At 55.5% G+C, this 21,644-nt stretch carries 24 protein-coding genes and 1 tRNA gene; 5 read left to right on the top strand and 20 right to left on the bottom strand.

The window, feature by feature from the left end; translation table 11 throughout:
• Nucleotides 1-63: 63 nt before the first annotated feature.
• The 4 genes from BVC71_RS02425 to BVC71_RS02410 all read right to left on the bottom strand — a co-directional run bounded on the left by BVC71_RS02425 (nucleotide 64) and on the right by BVC71_RS02410 (nucleotide 3,584).
• Nucleotides 64-1,038: a Gfo/Idh/MocA family protein gene (locus BVC71_RS02425; RefSeq protein WP_086450036.1), complete on the bottom strand. Its 975-nt coding sequence runs from the start codon at nucleotides 1,036-1,038 to the stop codon at nucleotides 64-66.
• A 114-nt stretch (nucleotides 1,039-1,152) separates the two neighbouring features.
• Nucleotides 1,153-2,052 carry an RNA polymerase sigma factor RpoH gene (gene rpoH / locus BVC71_RS02420; RefSeq protein WP_086450035.1) on the bottom strand — a complete coding sequence of 300 codons (900 nt, stop codon included), beginning with the start codon at nucleotides 2,050-2,052 and terminating at the stop codon, nucleotides 1,153-1,155.
• 162 nt (nucleotides 2,053-2,214) lie between these two features.
• Entirely contained in the window at nucleotides 2,215-2,478 is a 264-nt protein-coding gene (locus BVC71_RS02415; protein WP_205905946.1) for a peptidase, read from the bottom strand.
• A 74-nt stretch (nucleotides 2,479-2,552) separates the two neighbouring features.
• Complete coding sequence (locus BVC71_RS02410; protein ID WP_086450034.1) at nucleotides 2,553-3,584, bottom strand: RluA family pseudouridine synthase; 1,032 nt, start codon at nucleotides 3,582-3,584, stop codon at nucleotides 2,553-2,555.
• Here BVC71_RS02410 and BVC71_RS02405 point away from each other — a divergent pair.
• On the top strand, nucleotides 3,583-3,879 hold the full coding sequence (locus BVC71_RS02405; protein ID WP_086450033.1) for a DUF6476 family protein: 297 nt from the start codon (nucleotides 3,583-3,585) through the stop codon (nucleotides 3,877-3,879). The genes BVC71_RS02410 and BVC71_RS02405 overlap by 2 nt on opposite strands.
• Here the strand turns inward: BVC71_RS02405 and BVC71_RS02400 are convergent, their stop codons facing one another.
• From BVC71_RS02400 to BVC71_RS02370, 7 genes are all read right to left on the bottom strand, one after another.
• Entirely contained in the window at nucleotides 3,880-4,785 is a 906-nt protein-coding gene (locus tag BVC71_RS02400; RefSeq protein WP_240516754.1) for a DMT family transporter, read from the bottom strand.
• Nucleotides 4,786-4,831: 46 nt separating this feature from the next.
• The gene (locus BVC71_RS02395) at nucleotides 4,832-5,434 is read right to left on the bottom strand and encodes a LysE/ArgO family amino acid transporter (protein WP_086450032.1); all 603 of its coding nucleotides are present in this window, start codon (nucleotides 5,432-5,434) and stop codon (nucleotides 4,832-4,834) included.
• Between the two features lie 83 nt (nucleotides 5,435-5,517).
• Nucleotides 5,518-6,261 carry a YebC/PmpR family DNA-binding transcriptional regulator gene (locus tag BVC71_RS02390; protein WP_086450031.1) on the bottom strand — a complete coding sequence of 248 codons (744 nt, stop codon included), beginning with the start codon at nucleotides 6,259-6,261 and terminating at the stop codon, nucleotides 5,518-5,520.
• Between the two features lie 90 nt (nucleotides 6,262-6,351).
• Nucleotides 6,352-8,139: an SLC13 family permease gene (locus BVC71_RS02385; RefSeq protein ID WP_086450030.1), complete on the bottom strand. Its 1,788-nt coding sequence runs from the start codon at nucleotides 8,137-8,139 to the stop codon at nucleotides 6,352-6,354.
• A gap of 71 nt (nucleotides 8,140-8,210) precedes the next feature.
• Nucleotides 8,211-9,032 (bottom strand): TIGR00282 family metallophosphoesterase, encoded by an 822-nt coding sequence (locus BVC71_RS02380; RefSeq protein ID WP_086450029.1) that lies wholly within the window; start codon nucleotides 9,030-9,032, stop codon nucleotides 8,211-8,213.
• Between the two features lie 155 nt (nucleotides 9,033-9,187).
• The gene (proS, locus tag BVC71_RS02375; protein ID WP_086450028.1) at nucleotides 9,188-10,543 is read right to left on the bottom strand and encodes a proline--tRNA ligase; all 1,356 of its coding nucleotides are present in this window, start codon (nucleotides 10,541-10,543) and stop codon (nucleotides 9,188-9,190) included.
• 140 nt (nucleotides 10,544-10,683) lie between these two features.
• Nucleotides 10,684-10,760: transfer RNA gene (locus tag BVC71_RS02370), tRNA-His, on the bottom strand.
• Nucleotides 10,761-10,884: 124 nt separating this feature from the next.
• On the opposite strand from BVC71_RS02370, the gene BVC71_RS02365 reads away from it, so the two are divergent.
• Nucleotides 10,885-11,085 carry a DUF6324 family protein gene (locus BVC71_RS02365; protein WP_086450027.1) on the top strand — a complete coding sequence of 67 codons (201 nt, stop codon included), beginning with the start codon at nucleotides 10,885-10,887 and terminating at the stop codon, nucleotides 11,083-11,085.
• Here BVC71_RS02365 and BVC71_RS02360 read toward each other — a convergent pair.
• From BVC71_RS02360 to BVC71_RS02335, 7 genes are all read right to left on the bottom strand, one after another.
• Nucleotides 11,069-11,530: an MmcB family DNA repair protein gene (locus tag BVC71_RS02360; protein ID WP_086450026.1), complete on the bottom strand. Its 462-nt coding sequence runs from the start codon at nucleotides 11,528-11,530 to the stop codon at nucleotides 11,069-11,071. The genes BVC71_RS02365 and BVC71_RS02360 overlap by 17 nt on opposite strands.
• A 255-nt stretch (nucleotides 11,531-11,785) precedes the next feature.
• The gene (locus BVC71_RS02355) at nucleotides 11,786-12,340 is read right to left on the bottom strand and encodes an HdeD family acid-resistance protein (protein WP_086450025.1); all 555 of its coding nucleotides are present in this window, start codon (nucleotides 12,338-12,340) and stop codon (nucleotides 11,786-11,788) included.
• A gap of 8 nt (nucleotides 12,341-12,348) precedes the next feature.
• Entirely contained in the window at nucleotides 12,349-12,492 is a 144-nt protein-coding gene (locus BVC71_RS15415; protein WP_165767706.1) for a hypothetical protein, read from the bottom strand.
• A gap of 89 nt (nucleotides 12,493-12,581) precedes the next feature.
• A complete protein-coding gene (gene nusB / locus BVC71_RS02350) occupies nucleotides 12,582-13,049 on the bottom strand; it encodes a transcription antitermination factor NusB (protein ID WP_086450024.1) in 468 nt (155 codons plus the stop codon).
• A gap of 13 nt (nucleotides 13,050-13,062) precedes the next feature.
• Nucleotides 13,063-13,581 (bottom strand): 6,7-dimethyl-8-ribityllumazine synthase, encoded by a 519-nt coding sequence (locus tag BVC71_RS02345; protein WP_086450023.1) that lies wholly within the window; start codon nucleotides 13,579-13,581, stop codon nucleotides 13,063-13,065.
• Nucleotides 13,581-14,711: a 3,4-dihydroxy-2-butanone-4-phosphate synthase gene (ribB, locus tag BVC71_RS02340; RefSeq protein ID WP_086450022.1), complete on the bottom strand. Its 1,131-nt coding sequence runs from the start codon at nucleotides 14,709-14,711 to the stop codon at nucleotides 13,581-13,583. Before ribB ends, BVC71_RS02345 begins: the two co-directional genes overlap by 1 nt.
• 24 nt (nucleotides 14,712-14,735) lie before the next feature.
• Nucleotides 14,736-15,332 (bottom strand): riboflavin synthase, encoded by a 597-nt coding sequence (locus BVC71_RS02335; protein WP_086450021.1) that lies wholly within the window; start codon nucleotides 15,330-15,332, stop codon nucleotides 14,736-14,738.
• A 136-nt stretch (nucleotides 15,333-15,468) separates the two neighbouring features.
• Between BVC71_RS02335 and BVC71_RS02330 the strand changes: the two genes are divergently transcribed.
• From BVC71_RS02330 to BVC71_RS02320, 3 genes are all read left to right on the top strand, one after another.
• On the top strand, nucleotides 15,469-16,755 hold the full coding sequence (locus BVC71_RS02330; RefSeq protein ID WP_240516753.1) for a capsule biosynthesis protein: 1,287 nt from the start codon (nucleotides 15,469-15,471) through the stop codon (nucleotides 16,753-16,755).
• Between the two features lie 140 nt (nucleotides 16,756-16,895).
• On the top strand, nucleotides 16,896-18,026 hold the full coding sequence (locus BVC71_RS02325; protein ID WP_240516752.1) for a polysaccharide biosynthesis/export family protein: 1,131 nt from the start codon (nucleotides 16,896-16,898) through the stop codon (nucleotides 18,024-18,026).
• Nucleotides 18,026-20,059 (top strand): capsular polysaccharide biosynthesis protein, encoded by a 2,034-nt coding sequence (locus BVC71_RS02320; RefSeq protein WP_086450018.1) that lies wholly within the window; start codon nucleotides 18,026-18,028, stop codon nucleotides 20,057-20,059. Before BVC71_RS02325 ends, BVC71_RS02320 begins: the two co-directional genes overlap by 1 nt.
• On the opposite strand, the gene ribD is transcribed toward BVC71_RS02320, so the two are convergent.
• Together ribD and nrdR are read right to left on the bottom strand one after the other, a co-directional pair.
• On the bottom strand, nucleotides 20,056-21,150 hold the full coding sequence (ribD, locus tag BVC71_RS02315) for a bifunctional diaminohydroxyphosphoribosylaminopyrimidine deaminase/5-amino-6-(5-phosphoribosylamino)uracil reductase RibD (protein ID WP_276267259.1): 1,095 nt from the start codon (nucleotides 21,148-21,150) through the stop codon (nucleotides 20,056-20,058). The two genes, BVC71_RS02320 and ribD, sit on opposite strands and share 4 nt — an antisense overlap.
• Nucleotides 21,147-21,614: a transcriptional regulator NrdR gene (gene nrdR, locus BVC71_RS02310; RefSeq protein WP_086450016.1), complete on the bottom strand. Its 468-nt coding sequence runs from the start codon at nucleotides 21,612-21,614 to the stop codon at nucleotides 21,147-21,149. Before nrdR ends, ribD begins: the two co-directional genes overlap by 4 nt.
• Nucleotides 21,615-21,644 lie beyond the last annotated feature (30 nt).

Genomic DNA, 21,644 nt, shown 5'->3' with positions numbered 1-21,644 from the left:
CTCGGCTGATCGCGACCCAATAACTTGGGTCGCAGTTGGCCAAAGCGATACCGGTTGTCAGTGTCAGGCTTTGTGTTCTTTATCAATCACCATATCGGTCATTGCCTGCGTGCCACGGCTAAACTCCAACGGAACTGGATATTCAGCGCCCTCACGGACTGTCGCACAGAAATTTTGTACCTGTAGGACATAGTGATTAACGGCAGGCCAGCGTTCAACGTGCCGTTCCATTGCTGGCGCTTCCACCGTCAGCTCTGCAATATCATAAACGCCTGCGTTATACGGCGCAGATAGGGTCATGTGGCCCTTGGTGCCGTGGAATGTCAGATGCTGGCGGTTTGCCATACGCATCGACACAGTGCCTTGGTAATCGAACGATGGGAACTCTGCCAAGGTTTGCGAGAATACGTCCACGCCATTTTCGCGGCGGATGTTGGCGGCGCGGATCTGGACGGGTTCTTCGCCCGTCACCAATCGAACCGACCCAAAGGCGTAGACACCGATATCACCCAGCGCGCCCCCAGCCGTTTCGGGACGATTGCGAATATTGTCTTTGTCTGCGCCGTTATTGAAACTGAACACAGTATCGACCAGCACCAGATCGCCCAAAACGCCCGACTGCAGTACCTCTTTGGCACGGGTGAATTGCGGATGATGCGCAATCATAAACGCCTCGGCTGCGAATTTTCCTGAACTGTCGCGCGCAGCGATCAAACGATCAAACTCCGCCTCGCCCATAGCGATGGGTTTTTCACACAAAACATGTTTACCCGCCTCGAGCGCCTTGATCGTCCATTCCACATGCAAATGATTGGGCAGCGGAATATAAACTGCGTCGATGTCTGGATCGGCAAGCAGCTGATCGTAGTCCGTAAACACCTTTAGATTTGGTTGAAATGCCTGAAACGGCGCAGCTTTATCCTCGGATGACGTCGCGATTGCATAAAACTCTGCGCCTTCTGCGGCATGAATCGCGCGGGCCATGTGTTCACGCGCGAATTTAGCGGCGCCCAAAACGCCCCATTTGACCGGTTTCATTTTGCAATCTCCTGTTCCTACCCACGCGCGAAGGCTAGGCAGGAATAAGACCGGCAACAACTGAATAAGCCGATTATCGATTAAAAAAGGCGGCACAGGTGGCCGCCTTTGGTTTTATTCTGCTTGGATCAGCAGCCCTTTTTCGACTGCCAATTCCTGCATCCTTTTTTGTAGCTTTTCAAAGGCGCGGACTTCGATCTGGCGGATACGTTCGCGGCTGACTTCGTATTGGCCCGATAGATCCTCTAGGGTAACGGTTTCGTCCGACAAACGGCGCTGAACCAGAATATCCTTTTCGCGATCATTTAGCACGGACATGGCTTCGGCCAGCAATTCGCGGCGCGTGTCCAATTCATCGCGCGCTTCGTAATCTGCAGCTTGATCGGCATCTTCATCTTCGAGCCAGTCTTGCCACTGCGCCGAACCTTCGTCATCCGACCCAACCGTAGCATTCAGCGATGCGTCACCGCCGGACATACGGCGGTTCATCGAAATCACTTCGTCTTCGGTCACGCCCAAATCTGTGGCGATCTTTTTCACGTTTTCAGGACGCAGATCGCCGTCCTCTAACGCACCGATGCGGTTCTTTGCTTTGCGCAGGTTAAAGAACAGTTTTTTCTGCGCGGATGTCGTGCCCAGTTTCACTAGGCTCCATGACCGCAGGATATATTCCTGAATCGACGCACGGATCCACCACATTGCGTAGGTCGCAAGACGGAAACCCTTTTCTGGATCGAACCGTTTGACGGCCTGCATTAGACCAACGTTTGCTTCGGAAATCACCTCGGCTTGCGGCAGACCATAGCCGCGATAGCCCATGGCGATTTTGGCGGCCAAACGCAGGTGCGATGTCACCAGTTTATGGGCCGAATTGCTGTCTTCGTGATCGACCCAGCGTTTGGCCAGCATGTATTCTTCTTCGGGTTCCAGCATAGGAAATTTGCGAATTTCCTGCAGATAGCGGTTCAAACCCTGTTCCGGAGACGGTGCCGGAAGGTTTTGATAATTACTCATTCCCAATCCCCTTTCTTATAATGTTTAAGGGCTTAACATTCCAAATAGGAACGCCCAGACCCCGTTTCAAGAGATCCGAATTAACAGTTATACGGGAATGTAACGCCGCTCCGTCGCTGTGCCAGTGGATTTTGCGCGCTTTCACGCACATGGGAACCTTTATTACAGCGCAGCTAGATGCAGATCGTAATACCGCCACAGCCCGTAAATATAGAGAGCCGTAAACAGCATGTTGATATATTTCAGCTGCCGTTCACCGTGCAGCCACGCGCAATAAATCCAGATCAGGCAGAATGGCAGGCTAAGCAGCATTGCGCCCAATTGATTGTCGAAAACCACGCAAACCGCGCTGCCTAGCCCTAGGGCAAAGGCCATCCACTTTAAACGCTGCTCTAGATGAGCAAACCGCATCAAGGTATTTGTCATAATGTTCCGAATGTTCACAGCGCCGTGGCCCCGGCGTTCTGCCACCATAGGTTACATCACAACACGCATTTGGATCAAGCCTCGCCGCCCAAAGCAGTAACCAATTCGGCCATATCTGCAGGCAACGGGGAATCAAATTCCAACCATTCGCCAGTGACTGGGTGTTCAAAACCCAACGTCGCGGCATGCAGTGCCTGACGCGAGAATGCCGCGGCGGCCGCAGCGCCTTTTTCGCCGACTGATCGGGTGTTCATCTTGCGTTTGCCGCCATAGACGGGATCGCCGATCAAAGAATGGCCAACATGTGCCATGTGAACGCGAATTTGGTGCGTGCGGCCCGTTTCCAACCAACATTCAATCAGCGCAGCGGCGGGCGGCGTGCCCAGATCCTGCACGATCCGCGCGCGGGTCACAGCGTGACGGCCTGTATCAAAATAAACGGCCTGTTTCTGACGGTCAGTTTTATGACGGGCAAGGAACGTCTGAATTTTCAGGATATTGCCCGATTCAAAATTCGTCCCGCGAATGCCGTGAATACGCGGGTCATTCTGATCCGGCGCACCATAGCAGACCGCCAGATAGCGACGATTTACAGTGTGTTTTTCGAACTGCGCGGCCAGCCCGTGGTGCGCCTTGTCCGATTTCGCGGCAACCATCAGACCGCTGGTGTCTTTGTCGATGCGATGGACAACACCGGGGCGTTTTTCGCCGCCAACACCCGACAGGCTATCTCCGCAATGATGGATCAACGCATTCACCAACGTGCCGTTCGGCGTACCGGGTGCCGGATGCACGACCATGCCAACGGGTTTGTCGACAACGATCAGGTCGTCATCCTCGTACACCACATTCAGGGGAATATCTTCACCTTCGATATGGCTTTCGATGGCGACCTCGACCGTGATTTTGATCTGGTCGCCCTCTTCGGCCTTGTGGCGCGGGTTTTCGACGACGGCACCGTTCACCAGAACAGCGCCCTGTTCGATCAGTTTAGACAAACGCGACCGGCTTAGGTCAGCCTCTGCTGGTACATCGCGCGAAAGAGCCTTATCAAGGCGCGCAGGCGGGTTTTCCGCGATGATAAATTCGACAAAGGTCTCGGCCATGGATCAGGCTCCTGAAAACGAAATCGACCCTCCGCTGGTGACGTATTTGAAACGTCTGGTGACTGCGATGGCCGTGGTCATGATTGCGGGGTTCGTAGTCCTTATTCTGACGCTTGTCATCCGTTTGAACGCAGATCCTTTGCCCTTGCCCGAACAAATTAGCCTGCCAGACGGTGTTTCCGCCGTCAGCTTCACCCAAGGCACCGATTGGTTCGCGGTGACAACGGACGCCGATACGATCCTGATTTATGATCGCGGCACGGGTGCGTTGACCCAAACGGTCACGATCAACTGATCAGATTTTCGCCTGATTGGGCGCTGGGGTAATGCGGCGGCGCAGCTGCGCCTCGCGGATGGTCATGTAACTGATCGCCGCGATAATCATACCGCCGCCCAGCAGCACATAGGGGTCAATGGATTCGTGGAACACGATCCAACCCATCAAACTGGCCCAAACCAGCTGTAGGAACGTCACGGGCTGCGTCACGGTCATGGGCGCGGCGGCAAAGGCGCGCGTCATGCAATAATGCCCCGCCGTGGCAAAGGCCGCGACCCCGCCCAGCCACAGCACCTGAACCAACGTCACAGGTTCCCACAGCCATATCGCCAGAGGGGCGAGCGCGATGGTGACCATTGCAGACAACATTGCGACCACCGCCCCAGCTGGCGCGTAGCGGGTCAATGTTTTCGCCACCAGATAGGACGCGCCAAAGGACAAAGCCGCCCCCAACTGTGCAAAATGACCCGATGACAGTTCCCGCAAACCAGGCCGTAGGACGACCAGCGCACCGATAATCGCGACCGAAATCGCCATCATGCGCCGCCATGCGAACCCTTCACCGAAAATCAGCGCAGCGCCCACGGTCACAACAATCGGGTTGAGGTATCCGATCGCCGTCACCTCGGCCAAAGAAATCCGCGCCATGGCGTAAAACCATAAGCTGACGGCCAAAGTATGCAGCAAAGCTCGCAAGGTGAAACGCTGCCAAGCCTCGGTCGACAGGCCGCGTTTTAACACGGGCGCCAATACCGGCAGCAGGAAAACGAACCCCCACAAAAATCGAATGAATGCAGACTGCGGCGCGGGTAACGCTGTGCCCAAATAACGCACAATCCCGTTCACCACGACAAAGCATAGGCCCGTCGCCAACATCCATAAAACGCCCTGAACGGGCCGCGATTGATCTGTAAGAGTCGTCATGCGCCAGTCATGACCCTGCGATCAGGCGGGCGCAATGAAAATTTGATCAGATTTTCAAAAAAGCCAGTTTCAGCGCGACCGACCACATCAATAGCCCAACCAACACATCCAGAATGCGCCACGCTGTCGGGTTGCGGAATACAGGGGCCAGCAGACGCGCGCCAAAGCCAAGCGCGCTGAAAAACAGGACAGACCCCAGCATGGCCCCTGCCCCGAACACCCATTCACGCCCCGGAAATTGCGCCGAAATGGACCCTAGCAGAACGACCGTGTCCAGATAGACATGCGGGTTCAGCCACGTCAGTGCGACACAGGTCGTGATGACTTTTTTCAGGGATGCCTTGGCACCGCCTGCGGCCTCCATCGTTTCGCCGCCCAGATAGGCCGCGCGGAACGCTTTGACGCCGTACCATGTCAAAAACGCAACGCCGCCCCAGCGTAGCACCTCTAGCGCCCAAGGTGCGGCCTCGACCAGTGCGCCGATGCCTGCGACACCTGCGGCAATCAGCAACGCGTCCGAAATCGCGCAGACCAAAACAACAGCCAGCACATGTTCGCGGCGCACGCCCTGACGCAATACAAACGCGTTCTGTGCGCCAATCGCCAAGATCAGGGCGATCCCTGTACGTAGACCAATCCAAAATTCCATACGACTGCCTATCGCGCCATTTTCGACCAGACAATAAAAAACGGCGCCCGAATGGACGCCGTTTAGAATTGATTTTGCTGTGATTAGCCCAGCTGCGCCGCGACATCCTCTGGCACGTCGAAATTGGCGGTGACTGTCTGTACGTCATCGTCGTCTTCCAGCGTGTCGATTAGCTTCATCAGCTTTTGCGCGGTTTCCAGATCCACATCGGTGCGGTTCTGAGGTTTCCAGATAAGTTTGGTGTCTTTTGCTTCGCCCAGCTCTTTTTCCAAGGCGTCCGACACGTCTGCGAAATCTTCCATCGCGCAGTAGATCCAGTGACCTTCTTCGTCCGACTCTACGTCCTCTGCGCCTGCCTCTAGGGCGGCCATCATGACGGTGTCAGCATCACCAACGGATGCATCATAGACGATTTCGCCAACGCGATCGAACATGAACGAAACCGAACCGGTGGTGCCCAGATTACCGCCCGCTTTGGTGAAGATCGAACGCACATTCGATGCCGAACGGTTGATGTTGTCGGTCATCACTTCGACAATGATCGCGATGCCCGATGGGCCGTAACCTTCGTAACGGATTTCGGTGTAATCGTCGCCGTCACCTGCCTGCGATTTTTTAATCGCGCGGTCGATCACGTCCTTTGGAACCGACTGCGATTTCGCAGCTTTAACAGCCAGACGCAGACGCGGGTTTTTTTCTGGATCAGGGTCGCCCATTTTCGCAGCGACGGTGATTTCTTTGGACAGTTTCGAGAACAGTTTCGAACGCGCCGCGTCTTGACGACCTTTGCGGTGCTGAATGTTCGCCCATTTACTATGGCCGGCCATGGGGACCTCTTTGTTTTATGTCTTTGGACAGTTCGCGTCTCTATATGTCAGGGCGCGGGCTGCCTGCAAGCCTGAGGGGGCATTTCTGGCCTAAAGCGGCCAGAAAATAGGGATAATCGCCGAACACAAGAACGCAAGCGACGCATTCAACGGCACACCCACGCGCAAGAAATCGGAAAATTTATATCCGCCTGGGCCGTAGACCAGCGTGTTTGTCTGATACCCGATAGGCGTTGAAAAGCTGGCAGATGCCGCAACCATTACGGCCACCACCAATGGACGCGGGTCCACCCCCAACGCCTGCCCCAGACCAATTGCGATCGGCGTCATAACAACGCCCACTGCATTGTTCGACACCAGTTCAGTCAAAATCATCGACAGAGTATACACGCAGAACACAATCAAAAATGGCGGCAGGTCCATAAGGAACGGCGCGACGCCATTACCAATGAGCGCAACCGCGCCCGAATGTTCTAACGCAGCACCAACCGCGAGCATCCCGAATATCAGCGCCAGTAACGACGCATCGACATGTTCGAACGCCTCTTCTGCGTCGATACAGCCCGTCAATAAAACAACAGCCACGGCGATAACCGCCAGCAGCAAAATCGGCGCGACGTTGAACGCCGCCAAAGCGACCACGCCGATCATTGCCGCAATGGCGATTGGGGCATGGTTGCGACGATAGGCACGCGCCGAAGGTTTGGACACATCGCCAAGGCTCATGTCGTCCGCCAGACGCTGAACATCTTCGGGCGCACCTTCAAGCAGCAGGGTATCACCGACACGCACGACCAAATCATCAATCTGACGGCCAATGTTTTTGTCGCGGCGGTGCACAGCCAGCACATAAACACCATAACGGCGGCGCAGACGCATCTGGCCTAAACGGCGGCCAACCATTTTAGATTCTGGCGTGATCAGAACCTCTACGGTCGAGGTTTCAACCGCTGATAGCTGATCCACACGGCGCAGGGATTTATTCCGCTGAAGCGACAATAATTCAGTGATTTGGGTCCGCAGAACCACGCGGTCACCCACCTGCAGCTGTACATTTTGCAAATCACGGCGCAACGATTCATCGCCGCGCACAACGTCAATCAGACGGACACCATCACGTTTGAACAACTGAACCGACAACACTTCGCGGCCGATCAGGTTGGATTCCGGCGGAATAACGGCCTCGGTAAAGAACCGCATTTTCGATTTGTCATTTTTCGACAACATCGACGCCATGCTGGTCCGGTCTGGCAACATGTGACGACCGAAGAAATACAAATAGCCCAAGGTATATAGCGCGATAATGACACCGATTGGGGTCACTTCGAAAATGCCGAAAGGCTCTAGCCCCGATTGTCGCGCCACGCCATCCACCAGCAGGTTGGTAGAGGTTCCGATCAAAGTCGTCGTCCCGCCCACGATAGCCGCGTAGGATAATGGGATCAGCAGTTTGGATGCAGAAACACCCAACGTGCCAGCCAATTGAACAAAGACCGGCAGCATCACAACAACAACAGGTGTGTTATTCACAAACGCCGAGGCCACAACGACGAACAACATCAACCCTGCGAGCGTTAATTTTGGATTGGTTGCGGCATTGGTTTGCGCAAACTGCGTCATCCGCGACAACGCCCCCGTGCGAACCAACGCGCCCATCACGATAAACATCGCGGCAATTGTCCATGGCGCGGGGTTCGACAGCGATGCAACCGCCACGTCATACGGCAGCACACCAACCGCCAACATGACCGCAACGCCCGTTATCGCGACCACTTCGGTCGGATAAGTTTCGCGTAAAAACATGATGAACATGCCGATAACGATCGCAATCGCGACTATCGCCTCACCTGTCTGGGACAGGTTTAAATATTCAACCATGTGAATCCTCGCGTTATTAGCAAGGCATATTTGCCATAGGCATTTCTACGCGCAAGTATATTTCGCCAAACTTACAGCGGACTAGGGCCAGATTGCGCCAAACGGCCACCATTGCGCACCATTTCTACGCGCGTTGCTTTGCCGGTGCGGTCATCAGTTTCCACGTATAGCCCCGACAGGGTCGCCTCGCCCATGGCGGGTTCGAAACGGCCCTTGGACATGCCTGTCACGAAACGGCGCATAGGTTCGGCTTTGTTCATGCCGATGACGCTGTCATAGTCGCCGCACATGCCCGCATCAGACTGGAACGCGGTGCCGTTCGGCAAAATCTGCGCGTCGCCTGTCGGTACATGGGTATGTGTGCCCACAACGACGCTAGCCTTGCCGTCGCAGAAATGGCCCATTGCCATTTTTTCGGATGTCGCCTCGCAATGCACATCAACCAATGCCGCCTGCACCAAACCGCCCAAAGGAAACTGGCGCAGCACCTGATCCATGGCCGAAAACGGATCGTCAAAGGCACGCTTCATGAACACTTGGCCCAGTACCTGCGCGACCAACACTTTTTGACCACGAGTGGTTGTGAAAACCCGTGCGCCTTTGCCCGGCGCGACTTTGGAAAAGTTAATCGGACGGATGATGCGCGGCTCTTGTTCGCAAAAGCTCATCATGTCCTTTTGATCGAACGCGTGATCGCCCAGCGTGATCACGTCAGCACCCGCATCCAATAATGCCTTGGCGTGTTCGCCGGACAGCCCCATCCCGCGCGTGGCGTTTTCGCCGTTCACAACGACAAAATCCAACTTCCACGCCTCACGCATCTTCGCAAGCCGTTCAACAACAGCCGCACGTCCGCCGCGGCCAACCACATCGCCAAGGAAAAGTATTTTCATGGTCCTGCTTTACGCCCCCCCGCCCCCAAGAGCAATATCAGGCCGCACAACAATGCGCTTACCGGCAGCCCCGGGCGCCCACCGCGCCGCAAGGCGCATATAAAAATAAAGCCCCGCACACTGGCGGGGCTTTGCATTTTAACAACAGGCGAAAATCATGCGCCCTTTGGATCGGGGTGCTTCGCGTAAATCTCTTTGATTTTTGCAACTGCATCTGCAGGCGATAGCTCGACGCTTTCGCCAGTGCGGCGGCTGGTAAGCTCGACAACACCGTTCTTCAGGCCGCGTGGGCCAACGGTAATGCGCCATGGCAGACCAATCAGATCCATAGTCGCGAATTTGCCGCCAGCACGTTCTTTGCGGTCATCATAAAGTGGTTCTAGGCCAGCAGCCTCAAACTCTTTGTACAACGCTTCACAGGCAGCATCCGCTTCTTCATCGCCTTGCTTCAGGTTCACGATACCGACGTGGAATGGCGTCACACCTTCTGGCCAGATGATGCCATTGTCGTCGTGGTTCGCCTCAATGATCGCGCCCAGCAGACGGGACACACCGATACCGTGCGATCCCATGTGAACAGGCACTTTATTGCCTTCGCTGTCCACTACGGTGGCGTTCATCGCTTCGGAATATTTGGTGCCGAAATAGAAGATCTGGCCAACCTCGATACCGCGGGCAACGCGGCGGCGCTCTTCTGGCACTTCGTTAAATGCGGCTTCGTCGTGCGTTTCATCAGTGCGCGCATAGCGGCTGGTGAACTCTTCCAACACACCCTGACAGGCTGCGCGATCGTCATAGTCAATTTCACGGTCGCCAAAGGTCAGATCGGTGATCTGGGCGTCATAGAACACTTCGGATTCGCCTGTTTCAGCCAAAACTAGGAATTCGTGGGTGTCATCGCCGCCAATCGGGCCGGAATCTGCACGCATTGGAATCGCCTGCAAACCCATACGTTCATAGGTGCGCAGATAGCTGACCAAGTGGCGGTTATAAGCGTGCAGCGCATCCTCTTTGGTCAGGTCAAAGTTATAACCGTCTTTCATGTAAAATTCACGGCCACGCATCACACCGAAACGCGGGCGCACTTCGTCGCGGAATTTCCACTGGATTTGGTACAGCGTCAGCGGCAGGTCTTTGTAGCTGCTGACATGTGCGCGGAATACGTCGGTGAACATTTCCTCGGCGGTTGGCGAAAACAGCATGTCGCGGTCATGACGGTCTTTCATGCGCAGCATTTCAGGGCCGTAAGCGTCATAGCGGCCAGACTCGCGCCACAGATCAGCCGTTTGCAGGGTTGGCATCTGCATCGGGATGTGCCCTGCGCGGATTTGTTCATCGTGAACAATATCTTCGATCTTGCGCAGCACTTTGAAACCCAGCGGCAACCAGGAATAGATACCAGCGGATTGCTGTTTGATCATGCCCGCGCGCAGCATCAGGCGGTGCGATACGATTTGGGCTTCGGCTGGGTTTTCTTTTAAAACCGGCAGAAAATAGCGGGAGAGGCGCATGTTTCGATCCGTCGTGGCAAAATAAATCGGTATCGGCCTAGTGGAAACTGTGCGCAGGAGCAAGGTGGCACAGGCATTAGGCCCAAAAACAAAAGGCCCGTAGCGGATGCTGCGGACCTTTTTGTTTCTCTGGATGAGAGTGGTACCACCTCCCCGGCTCGAACGGGGGACCTCCTGATCCACAATCAGGCGCTCTAACCAACTGAGCTAAGGCGGCACTGCGGGCGATTTAGCCCCAGTGCGATCTGAATGCAAGCCGCCTTTGTCCGTTTTTTGCAATCACCTTGAAACTTTTATGCAGAACGCGATAGTCACCCCCATCGCCAGCTTAGGAGAATGTCATGGGGATCAACGACGAACGCGACATCGAAGCGAACCTGCAAATCGGCCCGACCGATGCGGGCATGGTACGCTTGTTTATCGAAGCTACGGGAATCGAAATCCCAATGGATTTTGAACCCGAGGAAGCCGAAGAAATCGCCGAAGAAATCCGCGCAGCGGCAATGGCGGCCCGTGGGTCGGCCCCTAAAACGCGACGTTAAATTGCGGATCACGCGCCGCCATCTGTCTGATCGCGGCGTGACGCGCAAATTTTTGGATCATGACCTTGCGCCGCGCAGGCGCAAGTTTCGACTCAGGCGACATACGAACGATTTCACCGCCGTATCCATCCGCAATGATCAGACCGGTTTCGGCAGGCAGCAATTCGGTCGGGAAATCGGCATCAACCGCCCAGAAAAACCGATCACACCATTCCAAATAGCCCTGCCATTTGCTGTCTGATTGAAAATCAGCGCGGGACGATTTGCATTCGACCACCCAAATTTCGCCCTTTGGCCCCAGCGCCATCACATCCACACGCAAACCGCGGGTCGGAACCAATTCTTCGACCGTGACGAAATCATGGGACAAAAGGTGGCGGCAGACACCCCGGGCCAAAATCTGGCCGGGCATCATGATGCGGTCATCTGGGGAAATATCAGCCATATGGGGATCATGAACAATACGTGAACATCGGTCAAGTGCGCCCTGCCCCCTTGAATGCAACGGCGCTCAATACTAGATGACGGATCAGGCGAGTTTCTGCTCTTCACGTGCCTTAAGCTCTTACATTCCAGTGGCCTTAAGCAAATCCGAGGGAGCTGGCTCTGTCTGGATCCTGGTCTAGTTATCTGGCGCCCACCTGAAATATCAGGTCCTCGGGAATAAAGGGTGGCACGGTCGCTGTGGTTCTCGCCTACCTTAGGTCCGCATGCCGTAGGCAATAGCGGTCAGGGCAACGCCAGTTGCCATCGCGTTCGCCCCCAGTGCCATACCAATCGCCCAATGCGCTGAATCGGGTAGCAAGATCATCAGCATCACGCCAACAAATACCGCAGCGACCCCGCTGGCCATCATCCACGCCCAACCCCGCCTAGGGCGGCGACGCTGGGCAAAAAACATCTTACCGAAACCTTCGATCAATAATGTCGCGGTGATGAAAACGGTCATACCAACCAACCCCGTGGTCGGTTGCGCCAACAGGTAGACACCCAACACCAAATACAACAGCGCGATCACACCATGAACGGTCGTATCCGCAATCGTGCGGGACCAAACGGACTCATATAGGAAAACAGCACCAACCATCACAAAGACGATGCCAATCAAGAATTTGGTCAGGATGCTGAAAATAAATGGAAAGGTGATCGACAATATACCAATCGCGATCAGGCAAAGCCCCGCCCAAATGAAATGGCGGCGGAACCTTGCAAATTTTGGGCGGTCAAAGCTGTTGTTTTGCGGCAGACCAGCCACATCGCACCTTACAGGTTGCGCGCGTTGTAACGGCGCTTTGGTTCTTGGGCGACTTTGATGCGTGCGGGTTCGCGTACATCAGGGACGAGGAACGATAGAGCCGCGTCGATTGCCGAAACAACAGTGCGTGCGATCATTTTAATACCGTTCATAGCGTCCACCTTTCGTGTTTACCTAATAGTAACGTAGGCCCTATTTAGCGATCTGCAAGCCGATAATAATCGGATGAGACAAAAAGCGCTTAAAATTCTTCTGGTCGCGCTTCACGTGCCATGTGATCAAGCACCGCATTCACGAACTTTGGCTCTTTGCTTTCTGGGTGGAACGCTTCGGCGATCTGAACGAATTCAACAATGACCACTTTGGGCGGCGTTTCACCTTCGATCAGTTCAGCGCCCGCCGCACGGAACAACGCACGCAGGGTGGAATCAATACGGCCCAGAGGCCATTTTTCCACCAACGCGCGGTCGGTCATTTGGTCGATTTTCGCCTGATTATTCACAGCATTATCGACCAACGCGCGGAACATGCCCGGATCGCCGTCCTGCATTTCCACGTCGTCGAATTCTTCGGCAAAACGGAAATCGATAAATTCCTTAGTCACTGCCTCGACCGTTTGGCCCGACAGCTCCATCTGGAACAGCGCCTGAACCGCGAAAAAGCGGGACGCAGATTTCAGTTTGCGGCGTTGGTTGTTCGACATGGTCATTGGGCAGATATCCTTAGCCTTCGCGGGCCAGCAGAATGTCAGACGTGAATCCGAGTTTTCCAGAAGGCCCCCACTTACGGCCCAATGCGATCAGGTGCAAGGCCGCAGCAGCAGCGCCGCCACCTTTGTTTTGATCATTCACATCAGCACGCACCGCCGCCTGTTCATAGTTTTCAACCGTCAGGATACCATTGCCAATGCAATGCCCCTGCAGGCCCAACAATGTAATGGCGCGGCTCGAATCGTTGCAGACGGTGTCATAGTGGGTGGTTTCACCACGGATCACACAGCCCAGCGCGACATAGCCGTCAAAATTCGACATACGCGCCGCGATGCCAATAGCGGTAGGAATTTCTAACGCGCCGGGAACCTCGACCACTTCGTATGTGCCGCCAGCGGCCTCGATCTCGGCCTTCGCGCCGGCAACCAGTTGGTCGGCGATATCTTTGTAATAAGGCGCAACGACGATGCAGATTTTCACAGCCTTGTCGAATTCAGGACGCGGCAGAATGTGATGCGAAATACCGGCCATTAGGCGTCTCCGTTGATTTTGCGGGTGCCCGCGATTTCCAGACCATAGGCGTCCAGACCGACGACTTTGGGTTTCGGGCTGTTCGTCAAAAGGATGATTTTCGACAGCCCAAGGTTTGACAGAATCTGCGCGCCCAAACCATATTGGCGCAAGGTGCTGGGGTGCTGTTCTTCGGTCGAGGTGATTTTCATTTCTAGATCGCGCAGCAGAACCACAACACCGCGCCCCTGTTCGGCAATCATTTTCATCGATGTCGAAAATTCAAACGCGCGGCCCGCGTCACCGGCCCCGACCATATCCAGCATCGGGTCCAGCGAATGCATACGCACCAGCACAGGATCGTCGCCAGAAATATCACCTTTGACCAGCGCCAAATGTTCCGACCCTTGGGTTTTGTCGGTGTACACCTTCATCGTCCAATCACCGCCGAATTCCGACGTAATGGACTGTTCATCTGTCACCATAACCAGATTGTCATGGCGACGACGATAGGCGATCAGATCAGCGATGGTTCCGATTTTCAGACCATGCAATTGCGCGAAAGCCACCAGATCAGGCAGGCGGGCCATTTCGCCGTCTTCTTTCATGATCTCGCAGATCACGCCCGAAGGGTTCAAACCAGCAAGGCGGGAAATATCGGTCGCGGCTTCGGTATGGCCCGCGCGAACCAAAACCCCGCCGTCACGGGCACGCAGAGGGAACACGTGACCAGGCGTTGCGATATCCTGCGCGCCTTTGGACGCATCGATTGCCACCGAAATGGTGCGCGCGCGGTCAGCGGCGGAAATGCCTGTACTGACGCCTTCGCGGGCTTCGATCGATACGGTAAAGGCCGTTTCGTGGCGCGACGAATTGTTGGTCGCCATCAGCGGTAAGCCCAGCTGTTCGATCCGTTCCGACGCAAGTGTCAGGCAGATCAACCCGCGCCCGTGGGTCGCCATGAAATTGATTGCATCAGGCGTTGCCATTTGCGCGGGGATCACCAAATCGCCTTCGTTTTCGCGGTCTTCATGATCGACCAGAATGAACATGCGGCCATTGCGGGCGTCGTCGATGATTTCTTCGATGCTGGAAATCGCGTCGCGCAATTCCCGCTCTACTGGGCCAGCGTTTTCATAATTTTCGGACATTGGGTTTTCCTTTTCCGCGCCGGATCAATCCCACTCGCGCAAACGCGCGACGTAACGGGCCATGGTGTCGATCTCGAGGTTGATGCGGTCGCCTACTGCGACATCGCCCCAAGTGGTGACCTCTTTGGTGTGCGGGATCACGTTGATCCCAAAGGTGGCACCATCCACATCGTTCACAGTCAAAGACGTTCCGTTCAACGCAACCGATCCTTTGGGCGCAATAAATTTCGCCAGTTCATCCGGCGCACGGAACGTCATACGCGTGCTGTCGCCTTCGTCTTTGAGGTCGATCAATTCCGCAACGCCATCGACATGGCCAGATACGATGTGACCGCCCAGTTCGTCGCCCACCTTGAGCGCGCGCTCCAGATTGATCGGTTTGCCAACGGCCCAGTCGCCAATATTGGTTTTGTCCACGCTTTCGGCGCTGATTTCCACATCGAACCAATTGCGCGGTTCACGGCCCAGCGCAACAACGGTCAGACAGCACCCGTTACAGGCAATAGATGCACCGATATCAATGCCATCCACGTCGTAAACCGTGCCGATCCGCGCCCGCAAATCGCCGCGCTGTTCTAGTTCTAGAACCTCGCCGACGTCGGTGATGATGCCTGTGAACATGTGCAATCCTTTCCAATTCCGGAACAGAGGTATCTCTCTGACTACTAATAGACAAGAACCTGTCCTATTTTAGGCCTTAATTCTGCCAAAGCCTGCGGTTAGACTATCTTAACCTTAACGGATCAAAGTGTATCGAGTGACCAATTACGCCAACCGCCATTTTCTGTTTTTGCAGGGACCGCATGGACCGTTTTTCCATCGGCTTGGGCAGATGCTTCGCGCGGCTGGGGCGAAAGTCTGGCGCGTTGGGTTCAATGCAGGCGACCGCGCATTTTCGTTTGGTGATGCAGGGTTTATTCCATACACGGGAACGCCAGATGAGTGGGCCGATTATTTCAAGCACCTGGTTAATGATCGCGGGATCACCGATATCGTGCTTTACGGCGACGTCCGCCCGATCCACGCCCAAGCGGTTGATATCGCCCGCGACCAAGGGCTGACCATCCACGTATTCGAAGAAGGATACATGCGTCCCTACTGGGTCACCTATGAACGTGGCGGCACGAACGGCAATTCACGCCTGATGCAAATGTCGATCGACGACATGCGCAAGGATCTGGAACGGTCCGACATGGACATCCCCGAACCCCCAGCCCATTGGGGCGATATGCGGCAGCATGTGTTTTACGGCGCGCTGTATCATTGGTTCGTCATGTTCCGTAACCGCGAATTCCGCAATTTCCGCCCGCATCGTGAATTGCCGGTCACTCGCGAAGCAGCGCTATACACCAAACGCTTGCTGCTGATGCCTCTGATCGCGTTGGATCGAATGATTTCGACCACGCGAGTACGCTTTGGCGGCTTTCCCTATCATCTGGTTTTGCTGCAACTGGAACATGACTCGAATTTTCAACGCCATTCGCCCTTTGCGACTATGGAGGAATTTCTGCGCGTTGTGATCGACGGGTTTGCCAAAGGTGCCCCGCACCACCACCATTTGGTGTTCAAAGCGCACCCCTTAGAAAACGACAAATCCCCAACCCGCAAAAATATCAAACGCATCGCTGCGGAGCTGGGTGTTGCGGATCGCATTCATTATATCCGCGGCGGCAAATTGGCGCGACTTCTGGATCATGCGCGGACAGCGGTAACAGTAAATTCCACGGCAGCGCAGCAGGTGTTGTGGCGGTCTATCCCGCTCAAGGTATTTGGGGCCGCCGTTTACGATAAACCTGAATTCGTATCGACGCTGCCTTTGCCACAGTTTTTTGCCCAGCCCGGTCGCCCTGATAATCGTGCCTATCGCGACTATCGCAGGTTTCTGCTGGAAACATCCCAAGTGCCCGGCGGGTTCTATTCATCACGCGGCCGCCGCCAGTTAATGCGCCAAATTGTCGACATGATGCTGGACAACGAAGACCCATATGACGCGCTGCGGTCGGGTAAAATTGCGCCTCGGCAATCATTGCGTGTCGTCAACTAGACCGTTTACCGACATTAACGTTCTGGCGGCACTGCAACATGTCGCCCCAGATTTTTGTAAATACTGGATTTTTGATGCAACGCAGGTTACGTTCGTGTCAAAATGCGAGGCAAAAATAATAGGTCGAGGAGACCGTAGCAGTGACCACCCTGAGTTTACGCCTAGCCCGAGGCGTGGCCGTGATTGCCGCAGTGACCGCGTTGGCGTCCTGTGGACTTCCGCGTTCGGGCCCGAATAAGTCCGAAATTTATGCGGGCTCTGTCATGCGCGAAGGCGATGCTTTCGTGCTGATCGTTGATGACCGCATCAACCGCATTGCATCGGTGTCCCCCGCCCTTGGCTTTGCCGCGTCACTAGAAAACGCTGGCATCGTCGGATCTGACACAGTGCAGCCTGGCGACATTCTGGGCCTGACCATTTGGGAAAACGTTGATGACGGTTTGCTTGTTCCTCAGGGACAACCAGCAACCGTGCTGAACGAAATTCAGGTGGACGGGAACGGGTTTATCTTTGTTCCATACGCGGGCCGCATTCGCGCAGCTGGTAATAGCCCTGAACGTATCCGCCAGATCATTACCGAAAAATTGGCCGAACAAACGCCAGAACCGCAGGTTCAGGTACGTCGTTTGGCAGGCGATGGCGCGACCGTATCTGTATCTGGTGCCGTCGGCGGCCAAGGTGTCTACCCGATTGAGCGCCCGACGCGTACACTGGCCGCAATGCTGGCCGCAGCGGGTGGTGTTGCCGTCCAGCCAGAGATCGCACAAGTGACCGTTCAACGTGGCAGCACCAGCGGCACAATCTGGTACGAAGACCTATTTGAACACCCAGCCGCGGACATTGCACTGCGTGCGGGCGACAAAATCTATGTCACCGAAGACAGCCGCACCTTTACCGCGCTTGGCGCAACAGGCGCGCAAAACCGAATCCCGTTCGAATCCAAAGCGATCTCTGCGATCGAAGCAATCGCAACGGTCGGCGGCCTGTCATCCAACCTAGCCGACCCAACAGGCGTTTTCGTATTCCGCAATGAACCCGCTGAAATCGCGAACCAATTGCTGGCGCGCAACGATCTGGTCGGCGATCAGCGCATCATCTACGTTTTGGACCTAACGCGCCCGAATGGCATGTTCATGGCCCGCGATTTTGCGATCCGCGACCAAGACACCGTTTACGTGACCGAAGCACCATTCGTTCAGTTCAACAAAGCCGTTGCCGCAGCGACTGGTTCGTTGACCGCAGCGGATACCGCACGGTCCGCGTTCCAGTAATGCACGCTCCTGAATGGACTCCAGCCGCCGCAGGGATATCCCCGCGGCGGCTGTATGTTTATAACGGTGGCTTTTTAACGCAAAAACGGTTGCGCCGTATTCTGGACCTATGCGGTTACGATATCAGCATAGGCGCCCCTTCTGATGGCGACATGGTCGGCGTCTGGGGGCAAAGCCCGACATCACCCCGCGGCGAAGCTGTTGCAACCAAACGCGATGCCCCGATTTTGCGCGTTGAGGACGCGTTCATTCGATCAGTTGGGCTGGGACGCGACGGCGCTTTGCCCATTGGGCTGTGCATTGATGATATGGGCGTGCACTTTGATCCCGAAACGCCATCCCGATTGGAACAAATCCTAAAGGAACACCCGTTAGACGACGCCGCGCTATTGTCGCGGGCACGGTCGGGCATGGACCGCATTCGACGCAATCATCTATCGAAATACAACAACCACGATCCGCGTGTTACTGCCCCCGAGCCTGGCTATGTATTGGTCGTTGATCAAACGGCCAAAGACGCAAGCGTCACAGCCAGTCGCGCCAATCGTAACACGTTCCGCGAAATGCTGTTCATCGCCCGCGAAGAACACCCAAACGCGCGCATCCTCATTAAAACCCATCCCGAAACCACCGCTGGCCACCGCGAAGGCCATTATCGGGACAAGGACTGCACGGACGGGATCGAATTATACGATGATGCGATTAGCCCTCAGGCTTTATTAGATGGTGCGATTGCGGTTTATACCGTGTCATCCCAATTGGGGTTCGAGGCAATCATCGCAGGCCATAAACCGCGTGTTTTCGGCCAACCGTTTTATGCTGGATGGGGGCTGACGCAGGACGAACACCCAATCGCACGCAGACAGCGCCCCCTGACCCGCGCCCAGTTATTCGCAGCCGCGATGCTATTGTATCCTGCATGGTATGATCCGTTCCGCGATTGCCTGTGCGATTTCGAAACCGCCCTAGCCGCGATAGAGGCCGAGGCCCGCAGTTACCAAGAAGACAGTCACGGATGGATCGCTTCAGGTATGCGGCTATGGAAACGTGGCCCGCTACAAAAGGCATTTGGTCGGTATCAGCCCGTTATTTTTGCCGATAAAAATACGATCGCCAAATCCGAACGATCGGGCAGACCAATCATGGTCTGGGCTGGAAACACCACGGACCAGTTAGATGCCGCTGGCGCTGTTAGGGTCGAAGACGGCTTTGTGCGATCACGTGGATTGGGGGCGGCTCTGACACCGCCACTTAGCCTCGTTCTGGATGACATGGGGATCTATTACGATCCGTCGCGGCCGTCACGATTGGAACATATCCTGAATTCGCACACGCCCCATGCCCACGATCTGGTCCGCGCTGGCAAAGTGATTGCGCGACTGAACCGTGCGGGGATCAGCAAATATAATATGGGCGTTGACGATATCCCCACCGATCTACCCACTGGTCGGCGCATATTGGTTCCCGGTCAAGTCGAAGACGACGCATCGATTAGACTTGGCACCGCAGAAATCCACACGAACGCCCAATTGCTAGAGGCGACGCGCAAAGCAAATCCCGCCGCCACGATCCTATTCAAACCACATCCCGATGTAGAAGCTGGCCTGCGCAAAGGTCACGTACCGAATGCAGCCGATTTTGCCGATGCGATCCTAACGAATGTCAGCGCACATGCCGCATTGGAAATCGTAGACGAAGTCTGGACGATGACCTCGACAATTGGGTTCGAAGCCTTGCTACGCGGCAAACGGGTGGTGACATTTGGACAGCCGTTTTATGCGGGCTGGGGCCTGACGCTGGATCGCGGAATGCCAATAGAACGGCGGGCAGCGCGCCCCGATCTGGAAACCTTTGTCCATGCCTGTCTGATCGAATACCCACGCTATTTCGACCCCGTAACAGGGTTACCCTGCCCGATCGAGGTTATTCTAGACAGGCTAGAGGCGGACGACATACCGAACGGGCCACCTATGCTGAACCTGCTGTCAAAACTACAAGGGGTATTTTCCAGCTTTGCGTTCTTGTGGCGTTAACGCCGTTGCCAACGCGACATGATATCCGCGCCGACAGGTGTAACCTCAATTAGATCGAAACGGGGCGCGTCTGATAGGTGCGAAATACCCATTGGACCCAATCCAGCCAGACCTTCGGCCCCGATCCCCATACCCGCTGTGAACACGACCAATTCGTCGACACAATCGGCCTGCAACAAAGACGCCGCCAAAGCGCCGCCGCCTTCGCAAAACACCCGCGTCAGCCCATTTTGCGCCAAAGCTGCCAACGCAGATGTCACATCAATCTGACCATCGGTCACAGCACAAGGCAGGGATACAGCCCCCGCATCGACCCACGGCGCAACCTGCGTGTCCGATGCTGCGTTGCAGACCCAAACGGGAATATCGCGCGCCGTCCGCGTCAACGTGCAATCGGTCGGCAAATCCATCTGTCGCGACACAACAACACGTACAGGTTGGCGATCAACGCCCATATCACGCACAGTCAATGATGGGTCGTCTGCACGAACAGTCCCTGCCCCAACCATAACCGCATCATGCCGCGCACGTTGCGCATGGACCATGCGGCGCGCCTCTGGCCCTGTGATCCACTGGCTTTCACCCGTCGCCGTTGCGATCCGGCCATCCAACGTGCAGGCAAGTTTCAAGGTCACCCAAGGGCGGTTATTGGTGATGCGACCGAAAAATCCGGCGTGATCGCGCTGCGCTTCAGCCTCGCATAGTCCCACATCAACTGTGATCCCAGCCGCACGGAGCATCGCGATGCCCTGCCCTGACACGCGCGGGTCAGGGTCCGTGCAAGCAATAACTACACGCGCAACGCCTGCTTCAATCAACGCATTCGCGCAGGGCGGTGTTTTGCCAAAATGGGCACAGGGTTCCAGTGTGACATAGGCGGTTGCGCCGCGCGCACGGTCCTCTGCCTGCCCCAACGCAACGGGTTCCGCATGGGGCCGCCCGCCATCAGCGGTGCGACCACGACCAACGATAATGTCGCCTTGAACGATTACGCATCCAACCGCAGGGTTCGGCCAAACACGCCCCATCCCGCGCCGCCCCAAAGACAGCGCAAGACGCATGTATCGTTCGTCACTTGCCGTAAAATTCACGAGTTTGGTGGAACGTCAGGCCGCAGTTCGTCGATGAATTTATCGAAATCATCGGCTGCTTGGAAATTCTTGTACACGCTCGCGAAACGCACATAGGCAACGGTATCAATGCGGGCCAAAGCCTCCATCACGATCTCGCCAATGGTTTTCGACGGAATGTCGGTTTCGCCCATGCTTTCCAAACGGCGTACGATACCAGAAATCATCTGATCCATACGTTCCGGTTCGACAGGACGTTTCTGGAGTGCAATACGGATTGATCGTTCCAGTTTGTCGCGATCAAAATCTTCGCGGCGACCGTTGGATTTGATCACCACCAGATCCCGCAACTGGACCCGTTCATATGTTGTGAAACGACCACCACAAGCCGGGCAGAAACGCCGACGACGAATGGCTACGTGATCTTCAGCCGGACGGCTGTCTTTTACCTGCGTATCGACGTTTCCGCAAAATGGGCAACGCATAGACCTGTCCCCTTACCGCCTAAATCTGGT

It is taken from the genome of Marivivens niveibacter, from assembly GCF_002150005.2.
In the GTDB taxonomy this organism is placed as follows: domain Bacteria; phylum Pseudomonadota; class Alphaproteobacteria; order Rhodobacterales; family Rhodobacteraceae; genus Marivivens; species Marivivens niveibacter.
This window is presented reverse-complemented; position numbering and strand designations above follow the sequence as displayed.

Bases quoted from the DNA above. Each gene is read 5' to 3' on its own strand.
- BVC71_RS02425 (WP_086450036.1), bottom strand. From the start codon at position 1,038: ATGAAACCGGTCAAATGGGGCGTTTTGGGCGCCGCTAAATTCGCGCGT.
- rpoH (WP_086450035.1), bottom strand. From the start codon at position 2,052: ATGAGTAATTATCAAAACCTTCCGGCACCGTCTCCGGAACAGGGTTTG.
- BVC71_RS02415 (WP_205905946.1), bottom strand. From the start codon at position 2,478: ATGACAAATACCTTGATGCGGTTTGCTCATCTAGAGCAGCGTTTAAAG.
- BVC71_RS02405 (WP_086450033.1), top strand. From the start codon at position 3,583: ATGGATCAGGCTCCTGAAAACGAAATCGACCCTCCGCTGGTGACGTAT.
- BVC71_RS02410 (WP_086450034.1), bottom strand. From the start codon at position 3,584: ATGGCCGAGACCTTTGTCGAATTTATCATCGCGGAAAACCCGCCTGCG.
- BVC71_RS02400 (WP_240516754.1), bottom strand. From the start codon at position 4,785: ATGACGACTCTTACAGATCAATCGCGGCCCGTTCAGGGCGTTTTATGG.
- BVC71_RS02395 (WP_086450032.1), bottom strand. From the start codon at position 5,434: ATGGAATTTTGGATTGGTCTACGTACAGGGATCGCCCTGATCTTGGCG.
- BVC71_RS02390 (WP_086450031.1), bottom strand. From the start codon at position 6,261: ATGGCCGGCCATAGTAAATGGGCGAACATTCAGCACCGCAAAGGTCGT.
- BVC71_RS02385 (WP_086450030.1), bottom strand. From the start codon at position 8,139: ATGGTTGAATATTTAAACCTGTCCCAGACAGGTGAGGCGATAGTCGCG.
- BVC71_RS02380 (WP_086450029.1), bottom strand. From the start codon at position 9,032: ATGAAAATACTTTTCCTTGGCGATGTGGTTGGCCGCGGCGGACGTGCG.
- proS (WP_086450028.1), bottom strand. From the start codon at position 10,543: ATGCGCCTCTCCCGCTATTTTCTGCCGGTTTTAAAAGAAAACCCAGCC.
- BVC71_RS02365 (WP_086450027.1), top strand. From the start codon at position 10,885: ATGGGGATCAACGACGAACGCGACATCGAAGCGAACCTGCAAATCGGC.
- BVC71_RS02360 (WP_086450026.1), bottom strand. From the start codon at position 11,530: ATGGCTGATATTTCCCCAGATGACCGCATCATGATGCCCGGCCAGATT.
- BVC71_RS15415 (WP_165767706.1), bottom strand. From the start codon at position 12,492: ATGAACGGTATTAAAATGATCGCACGCACTGTTGTTTCGGCAATCGAC.
- nusB (WP_086450024.1), bottom strand. From the start codon at position 13,049: ATGACCATGTCGAACAACCAACGCCGCAAACTGAAATCTGCGTCCCGC.
- BVC71_RS02345 (WP_086450023.1), bottom strand. From the start codon at position 13,581: ATGGCCGGTATTTCGCATCACATTCTGCCGCGTCCTGAATTCGACAAG.
- ribB (WP_086450022.1), bottom strand. From the start codon at position 14,711: ATGTCCGAAAATTATGAAAACGCTGGCCCAGTAGAGCGGGAATTGCGC.
- BVC71_RS02335 (WP_086450021.1), bottom strand. From the start codon at position 15,332: ATGTTCACAGGCATCATCACCGACGTCGGCGAGGTTCTAGAACTAGAA.
- BVC71_RS02320 (WP_086450018.1), top strand. From the start codon at position 18,026: ATGCACGCTCCTGAATGGACTCCAGCCGCCGCAGGGATATCCCCGCGG.
- nrdR (WP_086450016.1), bottom strand. From the start codon at position 21,614: ATGCGTTGCCCATTTTGCGGAAACGTCGATACGCAGGTAAAAGACAGC.